The sequence below is a fragment of the Pseudomonas sp. OST1909 genome (genome assembly GCF_015277575.1).
In the GTDB taxonomy this organism is placed as follows: domain Bacteria; phylum Pseudomonadota; class Gammaproteobacteria; order Pseudomonadales; family Pseudomonadaceae; genus Aquipseudomonas; species Aquipseudomonas synxantha_A.
The window spans coordinates 1,921,877-1,940,758 of sequence record NZ_CP063780.1 but is presented as its reverse complement, the minus strand read 5'-3'; the positions used below and the strand labels follow the sequence as shown (position 1 = coordinate 1,940,758).

16 protein-coding genes are annotated in these 18,882 nt (G+C 61.1%); 8 read left to right on the top strand and 8 right to left on the bottom strand.

The genetic code is table 11. The annotated features are described in order from the left end of the window. Window positions 1–35 precede the first annotated feature (35 nt). The 6 genes from IH404_RS08420 to IH404_RS08395 form a co-directional block, all read right to left on the bottom strand. Window positions 36–1,478, bottom strand: a complete 1,443-nt coding sequence (locus IH404_RS08420; RefSeq protein WP_194440274.1) for an amidase — start codon at window positions 1,476–1,478, stop codon at window positions 36–38. Further along, entirely contained in the window at window positions 1,475–2,785 is a 1,311-nt protein-coding gene (locus tag IH404_RS08415; protein ID WP_194440273.1) for a citrate-proton symporter, read from the bottom strand. Before IH404_RS08415 ends, IH404_RS08420 begins: the two co-directional genes overlap by 4 nt. A 60-nt stretch (window positions 2,786–2,845) precedes the next feature. Continuing rightward, window positions 2,846–4,021 (bottom strand): M20 aminoacylase family protein, encoded by a 1,176-nt coding sequence (locus IH404_RS08410; RefSeq protein WP_005785919.1) that lies wholly within the window; start codon window positions 4,019–4,021, stop codon window positions 2,846–2,848. Between the two features lie 258 nt (window positions 4,022–4,279). Continuing rightward, complete coding sequence (locus IH404_RS08405; RefSeq protein ID WP_005785917.1) at window positions 4,280–4,594, bottom strand: hypothetical protein; 315 nt, start codon at window positions 4,592–4,594, stop codon at window positions 4,280–4,282. Continuing rightward, the gene (locus tag IH404_RS08400; protein ID WP_005785916.1) at window positions 4,591–5,664 is read right to left on the bottom strand and encodes a serine hydrolase; all 1,074 of its coding nucleotides are present in this window, start codon (window positions 5,662–5,664) and stop codon (window positions 4,591–4,593) included. Before IH404_RS08400 ends, IH404_RS08405 begins: the two co-directional genes overlap by 4 nt. Before the next feature lie 19 nt (window positions 5,665–5,683). Beyond that, window positions 5,684–6,541 (bottom strand): hypothetical protein, encoded by an 858-nt coding sequence (locus IH404_RS08395; protein ID WP_005785914.1) that lies wholly within the window; start codon window positions 6,539–6,541, stop codon window positions 5,684–5,686. Window positions 6,542–6,806: 265 nt separating this feature from the next. Here IH404_RS08395 and olsB point away from each other — a divergent pair, with 265 nt between their 5' ends. Next, window positions 6,807–7,562, top strand: a complete 756-nt coding sequence (gene olsB / locus IH404_RS08390) for an L-ornithine N(alpha)-acyltransferase (protein ID WP_005785912.1) — start codon at window positions 6,807–6,809, stop codon at window positions 7,560–7,562. Continuing rightward, window positions 7,562–8,353, top strand: coding sequence for a lysophospholipid acyltransferase family protein (locus IH404_RS08385; protein ID WP_005785911.1), 792 nt, complete (start codon window positions 7,562–7,564; stop codon window positions 8,351–8,353). Before olsB ends, IH404_RS08385 begins: the two co-directional genes overlap by 1 nt. Window positions 8,354–8,460: 107 nt before the next feature. Here the strand turns inward: IH404_RS08385 and IH404_RS08380 are convergent, their stop codons facing one another. Next, complete coding sequence (locus IH404_RS08380) at window positions 8,461–9,045, bottom strand: ACP phosphodiesterase (protein WP_005785909.1); 585 nt, start codon at window positions 9,043–9,045, stop codon at window positions 8,461–8,463. 155 nt (window positions 9,046–9,200) lie between these two features. Here IH404_RS08380 and IH404_RS08375 point away from each other — a divergent pair, with 155 nt between their 5' ends. The 3 genes from IH404_RS08375 to IH404_RS08365 are packed head-to-tail and all read left to right on the top strand — an operon-like array spanning window position 9,201 to window position 11,779. Continuing rightward, the gene (locus IH404_RS08375; protein ID WP_032877312.1) at window positions 9,201–9,515 is read left to right on the top strand and encodes a helix-turn-helix transcriptional regulator; all 315 of its coding nucleotides are present in this window, start codon (window positions 9,201–9,203) and stop codon (window positions 9,513–9,515) included. 14 nt (window positions 9,516–9,529) lie between these two features. Then, window positions 9,530–10,696, top strand: a complete 1,167-nt coding sequence (locus IH404_RS08370; protein ID WP_005785906.1) for an MFS transporter — start codon at window positions 9,530–9,532, stop codon at window positions 10,694–10,696. A gap of 27 nt (window positions 10,697–10,723) precedes the next feature. Next, complete coding sequence (locus IH404_RS08365; protein WP_005785905.1) at window positions 10,724–11,779, top strand: alkene reductase; 1,056 nt, start codon at window positions 10,724–10,726, stop codon at window positions 11,777–11,779. A 301-nt stretch (window positions 11,780–12,080) separates the two neighbouring features. On the opposite strand, the gene IH404_RS08360 is transcribed toward IH404_RS08365, so the two are convergent. Then, window positions 12,081–12,713, bottom strand: coding sequence for a TetR family transcriptional regulator (locus tag IH404_RS08360; RefSeq protein WP_005785903.1), 633 nt, complete (start codon window positions 12,711–12,713; stop codon window positions 12,081–12,083). A gap of 265 nt (window positions 12,714–12,978) precedes the next feature. Between IH404_RS08360 and IH404_RS08355 the strand changes: the two genes are divergently transcribed. Genes IH404_RS08355 through adeC form a run of 3 tightly spaced genes read left to right on the top strand, consistent with a single transcriptional unit; the run spans window position 12,979 to window position 18,746 of the window. Further along, the gene (locus IH404_RS08355; protein WP_005785901.1) at window positions 12,979–14,127 is read left to right on the top strand and encodes an efflux RND transporter periplasmic adaptor subunit; all 1,149 of its coding nucleotides are present in this window, start codon (window positions 12,979–12,981) and stop codon (window positions 14,125–14,127) included. Between the two features lie 3 nt (window positions 14,128–14,130). Beyond that, the gene (locus IH404_RS08350) at window positions 14,131–17,292 is read left to right on the top strand and encodes an efflux RND transporter permease subunit (RefSeq protein ID WP_005785899.1); all 3,162 of its coding nucleotides are present in this window, start codon (window positions 14,131–14,133) and stop codon (window positions 17,290–17,292) included. Continuing rightward, window positions 17,289–18,746, top strand: a complete 1,458-nt coding sequence (gene adeC, locus IH404_RS08345) for an AdeC/AdeK/OprM family multidrug efflux complex outer membrane factor (protein ID WP_032877316.1) — start codon at window positions 17,289–17,291, stop codon at window positions 18,744–18,746. Before IH404_RS08350 ends, adeC begins: the two co-directional genes overlap by 4 nt. Window positions 18,747–18,882 lie beyond the last annotated feature (136 nt).

Below are 18,882 nucleotides of genomic sequence, written 5' to 3'. Positions count from 1 at the left end.
TGTTTTGCACAGCAAGATACAGGCCCGGTCGCGGGTCAGCCGGTCGGTGCAAGACACGCCGGCGGCCGGCGTTGCACCCATTGAGTCAGCTGTTCATGGGCAAATGCCAATTGCAGCACGGCTCGGTCGGCCTGGGCCGGGCCGATGATTTGCAGGCCCATGGGCAGCCCTTGGGGGTTGAAGCCCACCGGGATGCTCATGCTCGGCAAACCGGCGAGTGTCGGGCCGATCACCACTTCCATCCAGCGGTGATAGGTGTCCATTTCGCGCCCGCCCACGAGGCGTGGCCAAGGCTGTTGTGCATCGAAAGGGAACACTTGGACGGTGGGCAACAGCAGAAAATCGTAACGTTCAAACAACTTGGCCAGGGCCCGATACCACTCGCTGCGATCCACCGACGCCTGGTACACCTGCTGGGCACTCAGGCCCTGGCCGCCCTCCACTTCCCATTGCGCTTCGGGCTTGAGCAATGCGCGTTTTCGCGGGTTTGCGTAGGCCGCGCCGAGGTTGCCGTGCACCAGCCAATGGCGGTGTACCAGCCAGCAACGCCACAGGCGCGCCAGGGAAAAGTCCGGCTGGCAGCTTTGCACCTCGCAGCCCAGCGTGGCGAAATCATCGAGTGCCGCCTCGCACAGGCTCAGCACGCCGTCTTGCATCGGCAGATAACCGTTGTAGTCACCCAGCCAACCCAGGCGCGTGCCTTTGAAGTCGCGCTGTAACGGCTGGCCCAGCATCGCGGGATCGTCCTGAGACGACAAGGGCACGCGGGAGTCGTAACCGGCCTGGATGCTCAGCAGCCGCGCTACATCCGTGACGCTGCGCCCCATCGGGCCTTCGGTACCCAGTTGCTGCACAAACAGCTCCGGCATTGGCCCGTGGGGCACGCGGCCCTGGGACGGGCGCAAGCCGAACACGTTATTGAACGCCGCCGGGTTGCGCAGCGAGCCCATCATGTCGCTGCCATCGGCCACCGGCAACATCCGCAACGCCAGGGCCACCGCTGCCCCGCCGCTGCTGCCGCCGGCCGTCAGGCGTGGGTCATAGGCATTGCCGGTGGTGCCGAACAGTGTGTTGTAGGTGTGGGACCCCAGGCCGAACTCCGGCACGTTGGTCTTGCCGATGATAATCGCGCCACTGGCGCGCACCCGCGCCACGCTGATGGCGTCTTCGTTCGGTACATGCTCGGCAAACAATGGTGAGCCCAACGTGGTACGCAAACCTTGTGTCGCCGCCAAATCCTTGATGGCCTGGGGCATGCCATGCATCCAGCCGCGGGATTGGCCCTGGTCCAGCTCACGGTCGCAGGCCCTTGCCTCGGCCAGCACAACCTCGCTGTCGCGCAACGACACCAACGCATTCACACGAGGGTTGAAACGCTGGATCTGCGCCAGGTACGCCTGCATCACCTCTTCGCACGATACCTGCCGCCCATGGATCGCCTGCGACAGTTGCGTGGCATCCCAATCGACAATACTCAAGGCTTCACCTCTCTGGAAAACGGCAGTGGCTTGCTCGCCCGCGGAGCCTCGCGCATGCAATAAGTGCCGAGCAGCGTCAGCACGCACGCGAACAATACATAGAACGACGGCGCCACAGGCGTGCCCAGTACCTTACTCAACCAGGTCACGATCAGCGGCGCAAAACCGCCGAACACCATCACCGCCACGTTATAGGCCACTGACACGCCGGTCGAGCGCACCTCGATGGGAAACTGTTCGGCCAACGCCGTCGGCGCCGGGCCGAAGAACCCGCCAATGGCCGTGCACAGCATCACCTGCATCACCAGCAAACGCTCAATGGACGGCGCGGCAGCCACCCATACATACAACGGGTAGACCATCACGAAGAACGCCAGGGTGAAGGCCATCAACACCGGTCGCCGCCCCAAGCGATCCGAGAGCAGGCCCGACAAGGGAATCACCACGGTCATCAGCGCCACCGCAAACATCTGCACCATCAGCACCTGGTCCAACGGCAGGCCGAGATTCTTGTGGGCGAAGGTCGGCATGTTCACCAACACCACATAGAACGACACCGTCGCGCCGCAGGCCAGGCCCATGGACACCAGGATGCTGCGCCGATGCTCACGCAGCACCTGCATCAGGCTCGGTGCCGGGCCGGTGGCGTTTTTGCGCGCCTGGATAAACTCTTCCGGGTCCTCCATGTGCCGCCGGATCCACAACCCCACCGGGCCGATCAGTAAGCCCAGCACGAACGGCAGGCGCCAGCCCCACAGGTCGAGGGTTTCGGGGGAGAAGAAGTGCGTGACCAACGCCACCATCGCCGCACCACCAAACACCGCCAGGCACTGCCCCACCAATTGCCAGGAGCCATACAAGCCCTTGCGATGGGCCGGTGCGCTCTCCACCAGAAACGCCGTGGCACTCGCGTATTCACCGCCGGTGGCAAACCCCTGAAGCATCCGCGCCACCACAATCAGCGACGGCGCGCCCATACCGATGGCGGCGTAGTTGGGGGCAAAGGCGATCAGCGCGATAGACACGGTCATCAGCCGGATAATCAACTGCATCGCGGCTTTGCGGCCTTTGCGGTCGGCGTAGATACCCAACAGGATCCCGCCCACCGGCCGCATGAAAAAGCCCACGCCAAAGGTGGCCAGGGCCATCAGCAGCGAAGCGTATTCATCCTCCGACGGGAAAAACTGCCGGGCGATAATGCTGGCCAGAAAGCCATAGACGATGAAGTCATACCATTCCAGCGCGTTGCCGATCACGGCGGCCACCACTTGGCGGGTGCGCGAGACGCCGGGTTTTGAAGTCTGCATGAGGAACACTCCATTCAACCGATAAGGGAAAGGGTCCAGCGGCAGAAAAAAGTGCGGTCGTCAGGCAGGCTTGAGCCAGCTCTCGGCCAACGCGCCCCAATAGGCGGCGCCGGTCAGCAGGATGTCGTCGTTGAAGTCATAGGCGGGGTTATGCACCATCGGCCGCGACACGCCGTTGCCGATAAACAGGTAACTGCCGGGGCAGCGTTGCAGCATCCAGGCGAAGTCTTCACTGCCCATCAGCGTGCGAGTGTTGCCGTCCACCGCATCGGCGCCGAGCAAGGCCACACCGACCTGGCGAGCGAATTCGGTTTCTTCGCCATGGTTGACCAGCACCGGATAGGCCGGACGGTGCTCGATCTGCACGGTGCAGCCGAAGCTGGCGGCCTGGGTGTTGATGATCGCGTTGACCCGCTCCAGCATCTGTTCGCGCACCTTGGGGTTGAGTGCGCGCAGACTCAGGCGCAGCAAGGCTTGCTGGGGAATCACGTTAGCAGCCTGGCCGGCCTGCAAGGCGCCGACGGTGACCACGGCGGCTTCCTGGGTATCGATATTGCGCGCCACCACCGTCTGCAAGGCCATGACCATACTCGCTGCAGCCACCAGTGGATCGACCGTGAGGTGCGGCATGGAACCATGGCCGCCGACGCCTTCCAACGTCACCGTGAGCAAGTCTTGCGAGGCCATCATCGGCCCGACTCGCAAACCAAGATGCCCAGCCGGCAAGCCCGGCATATTGTGCATGCCGAACAGGCCGTCACACGGGAAGCGCTCCAGCAAACCATCCGCCAACATCGCCTCGGCACCGCCCTGGCCTTCTTCGGCGGGTTGGAAAATCAGATTCAGGGTGCCGTCGAATTGCCGGGTCGCCGCCAGGTAGCGGGCAGCGCCGAGCAGCATGGTGGTATGGCCGTCATGCCCGCAGGCGTGCATGCAACCGGCATGCTGGCTGGTGTAAGCCGCACCGGTATTTTCGATGATGGGCAAGGCATCCATATCGGCACGAATACCCAGCGTGCGCGAACTGCTGCCATTGCGCAGCACCCCGACCACACCGGTCTTGCCGATGCCGGTATGCACCTCATACCCCCAATCCCGCAGGGACTGCGCGACCAGCGCTGAGGTGCGGTTCTCTTCAAAGCCGAGTTCGGGATGGGCGTGGATATCGTGGCGCACAGCGTGCAAGTCGCTGGCGACATCGCTGAGCCAATCCAGGATGTGCTGGTGTGGGCGCATGGTGATTCTCCTCACAGGCGGGTGGTCCCGTTCTTGTTGGCGACACATCGACAGCTAAGCGCGATGTGGGCGCGAGGACAATCAAAGGTGGTTCCACCCTGTGGAACCTCAAGGCCGGTTCTTTTTCCGAGAACCCACGCAGATAATCTAAATGTGGGAGCTGGCTTGCCTGCGATGACGGCGGCACAGGCACCAGTGATGTTGGCTGACCTGACGCTATCGCAGGCAAGCCAGCTCCCACACGGGAATTTGGGTGTGTCAGGGGTTGAGGCGGCAGCCTTGACGGTCGCCCAACCACCGTGCCGTATGCGTACGCCCCAACCCACTCGCCGTCACTTCACTGCGCTCCGGCGTGTCGATCAACGCACTGGTCGGCACGTACTGCTTCACATACCCACGGCAATACTGCGCCGGGTTGTTCTCCACATACCGGCACGAGCAATACTCCTTGGCCGTGTACGCCGCGATGATGTCGGGGAAGGCTTGCAGGTTGACGCGCTCGTGCCACACCCAACCCAATAGGGCCAGCAACAGCAGCAGAAACAGACTGGTAAACGGCCGACGACGAATCATGACCGCACCGCCGCCAGCACGCGCTTGAGCAGTTCGTTGTGGCGGTAGCTGCCGTCGCGGTCATCGCCGTAGCGCACGATCACCAAGTGTTCGTCGGGCAGTACAAACAGTGCCTGGCCCCAGTGGCCCAGTGCAGCGAAGGTATCGGCCGGCGCATCGGGCCACGGTTGGGGCATGCCTTTGTTGAGCCACCATTGGCCGCCCGGTACCGCTTCATCCTGGCCGGCTTTGTAGTTGTCGAAAGGCCGCCGATTGAAAGCCACCCACTCTTTGGGCAGCAACTGTTGCTCACCCCAGCGCCCATCCCGTGCCATCAGCAGCCCGACCCGCGCCAGATCGCGAGCAGTGAGGTAGGCGTAGGACGAGGCAACAAAGGTTTCGTCGGCATCGGTTTCCCACGTCGCGTTGCGAATGCCCAATGGCTTGAACAGCGCATCCCACGGATAGCTCATGTACGCCTTGTGGCCGAGCATGCCTTTAAGCGCAGCGGACAGAATATTGCTGTCGCCACTGGAATAACGGAACGCCTGGCCGGGTTCGGCGGCGGTTTCGGTATCGGCGGCAAATTGCGCCATATCGCCACGCCCACGGGTATAGAGCATCGCCACAACAGAAGACTTCAATGGGGCGTATTCATAGTCTTCCTGCCAATCCAGCCCCGAAGCCCAATGGAGCAAGTCGGCCATGCTCACCTTGGGGTGTTGCTTCATCGGCGGGTAAAAACGTGCGGCCGGGTCGGTGAGTTTGAAGCGGCCTTCACCGTAGGCCACGCCGAGCACAGTGGCCATCAGGCTTTTGCTCACCGACCAGGTCAGGTGCGGCGTGCTGGCGGTGGTTGGCGCGGCGTAGCGTTCGTAGATAATTTCGCCGTCACGAATGACCAGCAGCGCGTCGGTGCGGATGCCTTCGCGCGTTTCATCATTGCGCGGTGCAAAAGCAAAATCTTCCAACGCTTTGATAGCCGGACCCGCCAATTGCGGACCATAGGCCCACTCTTTCGCCGGCCATTGTTCGGCGCAGGCATTAGTGGTTAAAACCAGCAAGGCAGCGCACAACAAACGTTTGACCATAAAGGATCACTCAGCGCATTCAAGCCCGCCAGCCTAGCCGAGACAAATGACGGTTTGGCGACGCCACCACCTTGCCGCTCGCCTTAACGCCCTGTGACTGCCCAGCATGATTTTTGAATCCGTAGGCCTCGTAAACCTGGGCTCCCGTAGGTGTCGCCCCGCCCCGTTTGCCCCAGCGCTCCTCGTTGCCGTTAACAGAAACCGAAACGTGACTGCCAGATTGAAATACGCCCAGGCGCCCTTCTGCCAGTTCCTCGGGAGGCACCTGCTCGACCTGCTCCCATAAGCCCAACCGTTTGAAGGCGTACTCGATACTGCCGCCATTGTTCAAGATATCCAGCGCGCGAGCGTAATCTCCCGACCCACTGGCATGGCTTTGCTCCTGAAAACGCTTTGCCGCAACCGCCACGATAAAGTTGGCATAGATAGCAGCCTGAATGTTCTGGCACTTGAGCTTTGCCGCCTCTGCCGCTTGTTTCACCTCAGCCTTGCTCAGCGAAGTGGTATCACCATTTCGCAGGGTAATGTGATAGCCATGCGGGGTTTCACGTACTTTCTTGAAAATATCAGTAGGTTTTTCGCCGAACTGCATCATCGCCATCTTGATAACCGCCACGATGGTGCAGTTATCGCTGCTCCACTGACTGAATCCGCCCCAGATGTTCCCAGGCTTTTGCCCAGGGTGGGCATTTACCGGTTTGTACTGGTAATGAGGTGCCGCCCGCCAGTTCCGATGTGCGCCGACGGTACGCCCATAGGTACGCCCGTCTTTGCTACGAATACCGCTGAAGCTTTCGATAGGCCACTCAGCCAAGGCTGGCGCGGGCTGGTAGTTCCATCCAGTGATCGAATGTGAGCTTATAGGTGAAACAGCCATGCATGCTCCCAATGTCGCAGGGTTCCCGTTAATAGGTTTGTCTACCTTTTTGTGGTCCGAACGCTAATCAGGTTCCACTTGGCCTCCTATAGGGCCTCAACCTTATGTCGCCGAGAGAGAATGACGCGACATTGCCCTCCCTATCCCGTTGGCCTGTCATCCAACCGTCACCGTAACTTCATGGAGATGACACCGAGGCTACATAGCCTGACTTTGGACAACAAAGTCGACTGGCCGCAACCTGGCCGGCACCCGGAGACTCGCTATGACTCAGATCGCCCGCATCAGCGACAAAGGCAATGAACGCCGTCTGCAAGCCGAACGCCTGGTAGGCGCCAAAGCCTTGCAGGAAGCCCAGGCCCTGCGGTTCAACGTGTTCAGCGGCGAGTTCAACGCCAAGCTGAAAGGCGCGGAACTGGGCCTGGACATGGATGACTATGATGTTCACTGCAGCCACATCGGCGTGCGGGATTTGAACAGCGGTCGACTCGTCGCCACCACTCGTCTGCTCGACCACCAGGCCGCCAGCACTTTGGGCCGGTTCTACAGCGAAGAAGAATTCAGCCTGCACGGTTTGCTGCACTTGCAGGGCCCGATCCTGGAAATCGGCCGCACCTGCGTCGACCCCGCCTACCGCAACGGCGGCACCATCGCGGTGCTCTGGGGCGAACTGGCCGAAGTGCTCAACCAGGGCAGCTACAGCTACCTGATGGGCTGCGCGAGCATCCCGATGCACGATGGCGGCATTCAGGCCCACGCAATCATGCAGCGCTTGCGCGAGCGCTACCTGTGCAACGAACACCTGCGCGCCGAGCCGAAAAAGCCACTGCCGGCCCTGGACTTGCCGTCCAACGTCATCGCCGAAATGCCACCGCTGCTCAAAGCCTATATGCGCCTGGGCGCGAAGATCTGCGGCGAGCCGTGCTGGGATGAAGACTTCCAGGTGGCCGATGTGTTCATCCTGCTCAAGCGCGACGAGCTATGCCCGCGTTATGCGCGCCACTTCAAGGCGGCGATGTGATGAACCGCCTGCGCATCTACGGGCGCATCGCCCGCGTGCTGTTGGTGGTGGCGCTAGGCTTGAGCATGGCCAGCGTGTTTGGCCTGTTCGAGCGTCTGGGCGTGGCCAATTCAATGGTGCGGCGCCAGCGTTGGTCGCGGTTCTTTATGACGCGATTGAGCAACGCCCTGCCCTTTCGCGTAACGGTGCACGGTGAGCTGCCGCAAGCGCCGATGCTATGGGTGAGCAATCACGTGTCCTGGACCGACATTCCACTGCTGGGCATGGTCACGCCGCTGTCGTTTTTGTCCAAGGCCGAAGTCCGCACCTGGCCGGTAGCCGGCTGGCTGGCGGCCAAGGCCGGCAGCCTGTTCATTCGTCGTGGCGCGGGTGACAGCCAGTTGATCCGCAAACAGATGACCCGCCATCTGGAGCAACAGCACCCGTTGCTGATGTTCCCCGAGGGCACCACCACTGACGGACGCAGCTTGCGTACGTTCCACGGGCGTTTGCTGTCCAGTGCGATCGATGCGGATGTGTCGCTGCAACCGGTGGCGATTCGTTATCTGCGTGACGGTGGGGTTGATCCGCTGGCGCCGTTCATTGGCGATGACGATTTGCTCTCGCACCTGATGCGCTTGTTTTCCAACGACCAGGGCGATGTGCAGATTCATCTGCTCAAGCCGATTGCCTGCGCCGGGCAGGAACGCGCGGCATTGGCGTATCAGGCGCAGCAGGCGGTGCAAAAGGCGTTGTTTGGCCCGGTGCCGGAAGCTGAGCAAGTGGCTGCTCGACCTGCGTTCGCGGCATAAAGCGGGCACAGTCATATGTGGGAGGGGGCTTGCTCCCGATAGCAGTTGTTCAGTCAACATAGACAGTGACTGACACACCGCAATCGGGAGCAAGCCCCCTCCCACATTTAGACATCGGTGGTCAGTTGGATCTGCGCAAATCTCTGCAATTGGGGATAGAACACCCGGAAATCTTCACTTAACGGCTTATAAAGCTCGCGCAACTCGTGCATCGCAAATCCGAGTGCCTGCGGGTCAGTCAGCCGCCGCGAAATCCCGCGCAGCACCTGCTCCATCACCGCGAACTCGCGATACGAGCCCAGCCAGTCATCCGCCGCCATATACGGCGCAATCTGCGCCAGCCGCCCCGGCAACGCGGGTTCGGCGGCGAGCACGCGGTACACCTGCGCGGTGAAGCGCTCCAGAGGCTGGTCGGCATACAGCGCCCAATCCCGCGCCAGGCAATGGTCAAAAAACACATCGAGCACGATCCCGGCATAGCGCCTGCGGGTCAGGCTGAAGCGCGACAACGCCTCGCCCACCAACGGGTGGCTATCGGTAAACCGGTCAATCGAACGATGCAACTGGATCGCCGCTTCGATTTGCGGGCTGAACTGGCCCTGCAGGCGGCCTTTGACGAAGTCGCCATACAGGCTGCCCAGCAGTTGCGCAGGAAGTTGGCCGCCCAGGTGCAGATGTGCGAGATAATTCATGGCGCGCAGTCTATCACTGCCGCACTCATATCGTTATAACCCGATATACCGATTCGCTTTGGCCTCAGATCAAAATCATATTGGTATATCGGGATATGACGATTTAAAGTTCGCCTCATCGCGATATAACGCTTTACGACACCGAGCACCCTGCCATGTCCATCGACCTCGACGAAATAATAAAAGCCCTGGCGCACCCAGTACGACGAGACATCCTCACCTGGCTCAAAGACCCGAAAGTGCAATTCCCCGAGCAACTGCACAACCACGAATACGGCATCTGCGCCGGGCAGATCGACCAGCGCTGCGGCCTGTCCCAGTCGACCGTGTCGGCGCACCTGGCAACCTTGCAACGGGCGGGATTGATCAGCAGCCAGAAGGCCGGGCAATGGCACTTTTTCAAACGCAATGAGGAGACGATCCAAGCCTTCCTCACGGCGCTCATAACCGAACTCAGCGCACCGCAATAACCAAGGAAACGCAAATGCCCCTCTCGCTCCTCATACTGGCCCTGAGCGCCTTCGCCATCGGCACCACCGAGTTCGTCATCATGGGGCTGCTGCCCGATGTTGCGGCGGACCTGGGTGTGTCGATTCCCGGCGCAGGCTGGTTGGTCACCGGCTACGCCCTGGGCGTGGCCATCGGCGCGCCCTTCATGGCACTGGCCACCGCCAGGCTGCCACGCAAGGCCGCCCTGGTAGCGTTGATGGGCATCTTTATTGTCGGCAACCTGCTGTGCGCCTTGGCCAGTGACTACAACGTGCTGATGTTTGCCCGCGTCGTCACGGCGCTGTGCCACGGTGCCTTCTTCGGGATCGGTTCCGTGGTGGCAGCCAACCTGGTGCCGGCCAATAAACGCGCTTCGGCGGTGGCCCTGATGTTCACCGGTTTGACCCTGGCCAACGTGCTCGGCGTGCCGTTGGGCACTGCACTGGGTCAGGAAGCTGGCTGGCGCTCGACCTTTTGGGCAGTGACCGTGATTGGCGTGATCGCCTTGATTGGCCTGATCCGCTTCCTGCCCGCCAAGCGTGACGAAGAAAAACTCGACATGCGCGCCGAACTCGCGGCCCTCAAAGGCGCGGGTATCTGGTTGTCGCTGAGCATGACAGCGCTGTTCGCCGCCTCCATGTTCACCCTCTTTACCTATGTAGCCCCGCTGCTCGGCGATGTGACCGGCGTGTCGCCCAAAGGCGTGACCTGGACCCTGCTGCTGATCGGCCTGGGCCTCACGGTGGGCAACATCATCGGCGGCAAGCTGGCCGACAAACGCCTGGCGGCCACCCTGATCGGCGTGTTCATCAGCATGGCGGTGGTTTCCACGGTGTTGAGCTGGACCAGCGTTGCACTGATACCGACCGAAATCACCCTGTTCCTGTGGGCCACCGCCTCGTTTGCCGCCGTACCAGCGCTGCAGATCAACGTGGTGACCTTCGGCAAGGCCGCCCCCAACCTGGTGTCCACCCTGAACATCGGTGCCTTCAACATCGGTAACGCCCTCGGCGCCTGGGTCGGTGGCAGCGTGATTGCCCACGGTTTCGGCCTGACCAGCGTGCCCCTGGCCGCTGCAGCACTGGCGATTCTCGCGCTGCTGGTGACCCTGATTACCTTCCGCCAGAGCGGCGATGCCGACCTGGCCCCCGCGACCAACTGATCAACTTAAAGACAAAGGTGTTTTCCCATGACGACTATTTTCGATCCGATCACACTGGGCGACCTGGAACTGTCGAACCGCATCATCATGGCACCACTGACACGATGCCGAGCCGATGCCGGCCGCGTGCCCAACGCGCTGATGGCCGAGTATTACGTGCAGCGAGCATCCGCCGGGCTGATCCTCAGCGAAGCCACCTCCGTGACGCCCATGGGCGTGGGCTACCCGGACACCCCGGGCATCTGGTCCAACGACCAGGTGCGTGGCTGGACCAACATCACCAAGGCCGTGCATGGCGCGGGCGGCAAGATCTTCCTGCAACTGTGGCACGTGGGTCGCATCTCCCACGAGTCCTACCTGAACGGCGAAACCCCGGTGGCGCCAAGCGCGATCCAGCCTAAAGGCCACGTCAGCCTGGTGCGCCCACTGGCCGACTACCCTACCCCGCGCGCCCTGGAAACCGCTGAAATCGCCGACATCGTCGACGCTTACCGCGTAGGTGCCGAGAACGCCAAGGCCGCTGGGTTTGACGGCGTGGAAATCCACGGCGCCAACGGCTACCTGCTCGACCAGTTCCTGCAAAGCAGCACCAACCAGCGCACCGACCAATACGGCGGCTCCCTGGAAAACCGTGCGCGCCTGCTGCTGGAAGTCACCGACGCCGCCATCGAAGTGTGGGGCGCCGGCCGCGTGGGCGTGCACCTGGCACCGCGTGGCGATGCGCACGACATGGGCGACGCCAACCTGGCCGAAACCTTCACCTACGTCGCCAGCGAACTGGGCAAGCGTGGCATCGCCTTCATCTGCTCCCGTGAAAAAGAAGGTGCGGACAGCCTCGGCCCACAACTGAAAAAAGCCTTCGGCGGCGTGTACATCGCCAACGAACGCTTCACCAAGGACAGCGCCAATGCCTGGCTGGCGGCGGGTAAAGCAGATGCGGTGGCCTTCGGTATTCCTTTCATCGCCAACCCAGACCTGCCGGCACGCTTGAAGGTTGATGCGCCGTTGAACGAACCGCACCCGGAAACCTTCTATGGCAAAGGCCCGGTGGGTTACATCGACTACCCGACGCTGCCGATCTAACCTGATCCGCAAAACCAATGTGGGAGGGGGCTTGCCCCCGATAGCAGTGTTTCAGTCAACACATCAGTGACTGATCCACCGCAATCGGGGGCAAGCCCCCTCCCACATTTACCTGTTTGTAGCGCCTGCGGAAACATTGCTTCACAGAACGGCAACAATATCGCTACAAAATACTTAGCCGGCTACCTATCAACCGCCCGCCAGCCCGTATATAACGTCACCCCACAAATCAGGCAGAAGGACGATTGACGATCCTTAGGCTTTACTGTTGACACAACTGGTCGCAATTACGCATTTTGTCTCAATTGCGCAGGCTGGGGCTCAGGCGCAGCATGTCCAGCCCTATATCAGCCCAACGCTCGGCGTCCTGATGCAATTGAAAACTGTCAGGCACCAGCAGCCACTGGCCGATCAAGCCGTGGATAAAGGCATGAATACACACAGCGCCGCGGGTGGTATCCAGCGTGGCTGGAAGTTGCCCGCGATGGACCGCGTTACGCAACGTCAAGCCGATGCGCAGGTTGCACTCAAGGGTGTGGGTCTGGCGTTGGCGGCGCATGTCACACATTTCATCGGTGAACTCGCACTTATGAAACAGAATCTCGTTGATGCGCCGGGTTTTCGGGTCCAGGGCCACTTCATGGTACAGATGAATCAAAAGCTTGCGCATACAGCCCAGCGGGTCGGCTTCGTCCTCGCTTTCACTGGCCCGCGCCAGTTCGTCCAGGGGCTCGTGCAACGTGTCGAGCAGTGCCTGAAGCAAGTCGGACTTGTTGCTGAAGTGCCAGTAGATAGCCCCGCGCGTCACCCCTGCCAGCGTGGCGATGTCCGCCAGGGTGGTCCGCGCGACGCCGCGCTCATAAAAGGCTTGCTCGGCGGCTTGGAGAATCTGGCTGCGCGTTTCCTGAGCTTCCTCTTTGGTGCGACGAACCATGGCAGTAAAACCTCAATCGGGACACTGTGGATGGTACTTGACCATCATCTGAATAATTATGGGACGACGCCGTCATGGGCACCGAACGTACTAGAATCGAGGCTTGCGGCAGTGCTTTGTCAACATTGCGGCAAGCCTGTCAAGAGTTTACAAACAACCATGAACGTAAGTATATTGCGTAGCAAGCTACTTATCCACTCACGGCTTGTTTTTTACCCTTCCACACTTCTTGTGCGCACTCTGCGCGCCTGACCCGAGGATCTTCATGCAACTTAAGCCAGCTGTTACCGCTCTGGTCACTGCCGTCGCCCTGGCATCGCTGCTCAGCGGATGTAAAAAGGAAGAAGCGGCACCGCCCGCTCAAACCCCTCAGGTCGGCGTGGTCACCATTCAACCGCAAGCCTATACCCTGACCACCGAGCTGCCAGGCCGCACCACGGCCTTTCGCATCGCGGAAGTCCGGCCTCAGGTCAACGGCATCATCCTCAAGCGCCTGTTCAAGGAAGGCGCCGACGTGAAGGAAGGGCAGCAGCTCTACCAGATCGACCCGTCGGTGTATGACGCCACCCTGAAAAGCGCACAAGCCAGCCTGTCCCAGACCAAGTCCATCAGCGACCGCTACAAGCAGTTGGTCGATGAACAGGCCGTCAGCCGTCAGGAATACGACACCGCCGTCGCCAACCGCATGACCGCCGAAGCAAACGTTCAAACCGCCCAGATCAACGTGCGCTACACCAAAGTGTTTGCACCGATCTCCGGGCGTATTGGTCGTTCTTCGGTGACCGAAGGCGCACTGGTCAGCAATGGCCAGGCCGATGCCATGGCCGTGATTCAGCAACTGGACCCGATCTACGTCGACGTCACGCAGTCCTCGGCTGAAATGCTGAAACTGCGCCGCGACCTGGAAAGCGGCCAGCTGGAGAAGGCTGGCGAAAACGCCGCCAAGGTCAAGCTGACCCTGGAAGACGGCACGCCTTACGCCCAGGACGGCAAGCTCGAGTTCTCCGAAGTGTCGGTCGACCAGACCACCGGTTCCGTGACCCTGCGTGCCGTGTTCCCCAACCCTGACCACGTGCTGCTGCCGGGCATGTTCGTGCACGCCCAGTTGCTGGCCGGTGTGAACAGCAAGGCCATCCTGGCTCCGCAGCAAGGCGTGACCCGTGACCTGCGCGGCATTCCGACGGCGCTGATCGTGAACAAGGACAACAAGGTCGAGCAACGCGAACTGGTTGCCAACCGTACCGCGGGTGCCTACTGGCTGGTGGAAAAAGGCCTCAATGCCGGTGACCGCGTCATCACCGAAGGCTTGCAATACGTCAAGCCGGGCGCCGAGGTGAAGGTCACAGAAGCTGCCAACGCTAAACCCGCCGGTACTGCTGCAGCGCCTGCTGCCGCCGCTGGTCAAGGGGAGTAATCCATGTCGAAATTTTTTATCGACCGCCCCATTTTCGCCTGGGTAATTGCCCTGGTGATCATGCTGGTCGGGGCACTCTCGATCCTGAAGTTGCCCATCAACCAATACCCGGCCATTGCGCCAACGGCCATTGATATCCAGGTGACCTACCCAGGCGCTTCCGCACAAACCGTGCAGGACACCGTGGTGCAGGTCATCGAGCAACAGCTCAACGGTATCGACAACCTGCGTTATGTCTCCTCGGACAGTAACTCCGACGGCAGCATGACCATCACCGTGACGTTCAATCAGGGTACCAACCCGGATATCGCTCAGGTTCAGGTACAGAACAAGCTGAACCTGGCCACCCCGCTGCTGCCGCAAGAAGTGCAGCAACAGGGTATCCGCGTGACCAAGTCGGTGAAGAACTTCCTGATGGTGATCGGTCTGGTGTCCGAAGACGGCAGCATGACCAAGGACGACCTCTCCAACTACATCGTGTCCAACATCCAGGACCCGATCTCCCGTACCGCGGGGGTGGGTGACTTCCAGGTGTTCGGTTCGCAGTACGCCATGCGTATCTGGCTCGACCCGGCCAAACTGAACAATTACCAGCTCACGCCAGTGGACGTCAGCAATGCCATCAAGGCCCAGAACGTGCAGGTGGCCACCGGCCAACTGGGCGGCCTGCCTGCCCTGCCCGGCACCCAACTGAACGCCACGATCATCGGCAAGACGCGCCTGCAAAGCACAGAGGAATTCGCCAAGATCCTGATGAAGGTGAATACCGACGGCTCCCAGGTTCGCCTGGGTGACGTCGCGCGTATCGAACTGGGCGGCCAGAACTACAGCATCAGTGCGCAGTTCAACGGCAAGCCGGCCTCGGGTATGGCGATCAAGCTGGCGGCCGGTGCCAACGCACTGGACACCGGCAAGGCCATCCGCGAAACAGTGAAGTCTCTGGAACCATTCTTCCCGCCTGGCATGAAGGCGGTAGTGCCCTATGACACTACGCCGGTCGTGACCGAGTCGATTTCCGGCGTGGTTCACACCTTGGTCGAAGCGATCGTGCTGGTGTTCCTGGTGATGTTCCTGTTCCTGCAGAACTTCCGCGCCACCATCATCACCACCATGACCGTACCGGTGGTATTGCTGGGTACCTTCGGGATCCTGGCGGCGTGCGGCTTCACCATCAATACCCTGACCATGTTCGGCATGATCCTGGCCATCGGCTTGCTGGTGGACGATGCCATCGTCGTGGTGGAAAACGTCGAACGGGTCATGGCCGAGGAGCACCTGTCGCCCAAAGAAGCGACGATCAAGTCCATGGGCCAGATCCAGGGCGCCCTGGTGGGTATTGCCCTGGTACTGTCGGCGGTACTGCTGCCGATGGCGTTCTTCGGTGGCTCCACCGGCGTGATCTACCGCCAGTTCTCCATCACCATTGTTTCGGCGATGGCGTTGTCGGTACTGGTTGCCCTGATCTTCACCCCGGCCTTGTGCGCCACCATGCTCAAGCCGATCGATCCGGAAAAGCACGGCCAGCCCAAGCGCGGCTTCTTTGGCTGGTTCAACCGCACCTTCGACAGCGGCGTACTCAAGTACGAGCGCGGCGTGGGCAACATGATCAAGCACAAGATCCCGGCGTTTCTGGTGTATGTGCTGATTCTGGCCGGCATGATCTGGATGTTCACCCGTATTCCGAGCGCGTTCCTGCCTGAGGAAGACCAGGGTGTGATCTTCGCCCAGGTGCAGACACCGGTAGGCGCTTCGGCTGAGCGCACGCAAAAAGTTGTCGATGACATGCGCGCCTTCCTGTTGAACGACAAGGAAGGCGAGCCAGGCGAAGGCAAGTCGGTGAACTCGGTGTTTACCGTAAACGGCTTCAACTTCGCCGGTCGAGGCCAGAGCTCGGGCCTTGCGTTCGTGATGCTCAAGCCGTGGGATGAGCGTGATTCGACCCAATCGGTATTCGAAGTGGCCAAGCGTGCCCAGGGTTACTTCTTCGGGGCCTTCAAGGACGCCATGGTATTTGCCATCGTGCCGCCTTCGGTGCTGGAATTGGGTAACGCCACCGGTTTCGACGTGTTCCTGCAAGACCAGGGTGGCGTCGGCCACGACAAGCTGATGGCTGCACGTAACCAGTTCCTGGGCGCGGCGGCACAAAGCAAGGTGTTGGCGGGCGTACGTCCTAACGGCGTGAACGATGAGCCGCAGTACGAGCTGACCGTTGACGACGAGAAGGCCAGTGCCCAGGGCATCAGCCTCGCGGACATCCAGCAGACCCTGGCCATCGCCTTGGGTGGCAGCTACATCAACGACTTCATCGACCGTGGTCGCGTGAAGAAGGTGTATGTACAAGGTGACGCCGCCAGCCGCATGTCGCCGGAAGACCTGGACAAATGGTACGTGCGCAGCGACTCCGGGAAGATGGTGCCGTTGTCGGCCATCTCGTCGGGCCAGTGGATCTACGGTTCGCCCAAGCTTTCGCGATACAACGGTGTAGCGGCGATGGAAATCCTCGGTACCCCGGCACCAGGCTACAGTACCGGTGATGCGATGGCCGAAGTCGAACGCATTGCCAAAGAACTGCCGGCCGGTGTCGGCTATGCCTGGACAGGCCTGTCGTACGAAGAACGCCTGTCCGGCTCCCAGGCGCCTGCGCTGTACGCGCTGTCGCTGCTGGTGGTGTTCCTGTGCCTGGCGGCACTATACGAAAGCTGGTCGATCCCGATCGCGGTGATTCTGGTTGTGCCACTGGGTGTGATCGGTGCACTGATCGCTACCAGTATGCGGGGCTTGTCCAACGACGTGTTCTTCCAGGTGGGCTTGCTGGTGACAGTGGGTCTGGCGGCGAAAAACGCCATCCTGATCGTGGAATTCGCCAAAGAGCTGCACGAGCAAGGCAAAGGCATTGTCGAGGCGGCTATCGAAGCGTCCCGGATGCGTCTGCGCCCGATCATCATGACGTCCATGGCGTTCGTGCTCGGCGTACTGCCGCTGGCAATTTCCAGCGGTGCCGGCTCAGGCAGCCAGCACGCGATCGGTACCGGCGTGATCGGCGGTATGATCACCGCCACTGTGCTTGCCATTTTCTGGGTGCCACTGTTCTACGCAACCGTGTCCTCGGCCGGCGAACGCAAAAAGAAAGACACTACTGAAACTCCTAAAGAGGCTGGCCAATGAGCAAGTCGCTACTTTCCCTAGCCGTCACGGCATTCGTGCTCAGTGGCTGCTCGCTGATACCTGACTATCAGCGCCCCGATGCGCCGGTGGCCGCACAGTTCCCGCAGGGGCCGGCGTATTCGTCGGCCCAGGCGCCGAACCAGGCCGCTGCCGAGCAGGGCTGGAAGCAGTTTTTCCATGACCCTGCCCTGCAACAGCTGATCCAGACCGCGTTGGTGAACAACCGTGACCTGCGTGTCGCGGCCCTGAACATCGACGCCTATGCAGCGCAGTACCAGATCCAGCGTGCCGACCTGTTCCCGGCGGTATCGGCCACCGGTAACGGCAGCCGTTCGCGCACCCCGGCCAAGCTGTCACAGACCGGCGAATCGTCTATCGCCAGCCAGTACTCGGCTGGCCTGGGGATCAGCTCTTATGAGCTGGACCTGTTCGGTCGCGTGCGCAGCCTGAGTGAAGAAGCACTGCAGAAGTACTTCGCCACTGAAGAAGCACGGCGCAGTACCCAGATCAGCCTGGTGGCGAGCGTGGCGAATGCCTACCTGACCTGGCAGGCCGACAAGGAACTGCTCAAGCTGACCCAGGACACTCTGGGTGCGTTCGAGCAGAGCTTCAAGCTCACCTCGCGCAGCAACGAAGTCGGCGTGGCCTCGGCGCTGGACCTCAGCCAGGCACGCACCTCGGTGGAAAACGCCCGGGTGCAACTGGCACGTTATACGCGCCAGGTGGCTCAGGACGAAAACAGCCTGACCCTGTTGCTGGGTACTGGCCTGCCGGCGAATATCGCCAGCAAGCCGCTATCCGATGACCTGCTCAGCGAAGTGCCTGCCGGCTTGCCGTCAGACCTGCTGCAACGTCGTCCCGACATTGTGCAGGCCGAGTACAACCTCAAGGCTGCCAATGCCAATATCGGCGCGGCCCGTGCGGCGTTCTTCCCCAGCATCAGCCTGACGGCCAGTGCCGGTACCGCCAGCCCAACCCTGGGCGGCCTGTTCAAAGGCGGTTCGGGTACCTGGGCGTTTGCCCCGCAGATCAACATCCCGATCTTCAACGCCGGTAGCCTGCGCGCAAGCCTGGACTACTCGAAGATCCAGAAAGAGATCAACGTGGCCAACTACGAGAAAGCCATCCAGACCGGCTTCCAGGAAGTCTCCGACGGCCTCGCTGCGCGTCAGACCTACAAGCAGCAACTGGATGCCCAACGTGGCTTCGTCGAGGCTAACCAGGATTACTACCGCCTGGCCGAGCGTCGCTACCGCATTGGTGTCGACAGCAACCTGACCTTCCTCGACGCCCAGCGCCAACTGTTCAGTGCCCAGCAATCGCTGATCACCGACCGCCTGGCGCAGCTGACCAGCGAGGTCAACCTGTACAAGGCCCTCGGCGGTGGCTGGAATGAGCAGACCGCCAAGAATGAGCCGTTGAAAGAACAAGCACCGCCATTGAAGTTGTTCTGATAGCGCGTGTGTAAGAAAACCGCTTCCCTTACCGGAAGCGGTTTTTTTATGCCTGGTTTTTTACCTCGCCAACTTGCGTTCGATCACCGCCCACAACCCGCCCTCCCCCACTTTCATCGCCCCTATACCGCCGCGC

Excerpts from the sequence above, each read along its gene's own strand:
- adeC (WP_032877316.1), top strand. The coding sequence starts at position 17,289 with ATGAGCAAGTCGCTACTTTCCCTAGCCGTCACGGCATTCGTGCTCAGT.
- IH404_RS08350 (WP_005785899.1), top strand. The coding sequence starts at position 14,131 with ATGTCGAAATTTTTTATCGACCGCCCCATTTTCGCCTGGGTAATTGCC.
- IH404_RS08380 (WP_005785909.1), bottom strand. The coding sequence starts at position 9,045 with ATGAATTATCTCGCACATCTGCACCTGGGCGGCCAACTTCCTGCGCAA.
- IH404_RS08370 (WP_005785906.1), top strand. The coding sequence starts at position 9,530 with ATGCCCCTCTCGCTCCTCATACTGGCCCTGAGCGCCTTCGCCATCGGC.
- IH404_RS08405 (WP_005785917.1), bottom strand. The coding sequence starts at position 4,594 with ATGATTCGTCGTCGGCCGTTTACCAGTCTGTTTCTGCTGCTGTTGCTG.
- IH404_RS08355 (WP_005785901.1), top strand. The coding sequence starts at position 12,979 with ATGCAACTTAAGCCAGCTGTTACCGCTCTGGTCACTGCCGTCGCCCTG.
- IH404_RS08400 (WP_005785916.1), bottom strand. The coding sequence starts at position 5,664 with ATGGTCAAACGTTTGTTGTGCGCTGCCTTGCTGGTTTTAACCACTAAT.
- IH404_RS08385 (WP_005785911.1), top strand. The coding sequence starts at position 7,562 with ATGAACCGCCTGCGCATCTACGGGCGCATCGCCCGCGTGCTGTTGGTG.
- olsB (WP_005785912.1), top strand. The coding sequence starts at position 6,807 with ATGACTCAGATCGCCCGCATCAGCGACAAAGGCAATGAACGCCGTCTG.
- IH404_RS08410 (WP_005785919.1), bottom strand. The coding sequence starts at position 4,021 with ATGCGCCCACACCAGCACATCCTGGATTGGCTCAGCGATGTCGCCAGC.
- IH404_RS08360 (WP_005785903.1), bottom strand. The coding sequence starts at position 12,713 with ATGGTTCGTCGCACCAAAGAGGAAGCTCAGGAAACGCGCAGCCAGATT.
- IH404_RS08375 (WP_032877312.1), top strand. The coding sequence starts at position 9,201 with ATGTCCATCGACCTCGACGAAATAATAAAAGCCCTGGCGCACCCAGTA.
- IH404_RS08395 (WP_005785914.1), bottom strand. The coding sequence starts at position 6,541 with ATGGCTGTTTCACCTATAAGCTCACATTCGATCACTGGATGGAACTAC.
- IH404_RS08415 (WP_194440273.1), bottom strand. The coding sequence starts at position 2,785 with ATGCAGACTTCAAAACCCGGCGTCTCGCGCACCCGCCAAGTGGTGGCC.
- IH404_RS08365 (WP_005785905.1), top strand. The coding sequence starts at position 10,724 with ATGACGACTATTTTCGATCCGATCACACTGGGCGACCTGGAACTGTCG.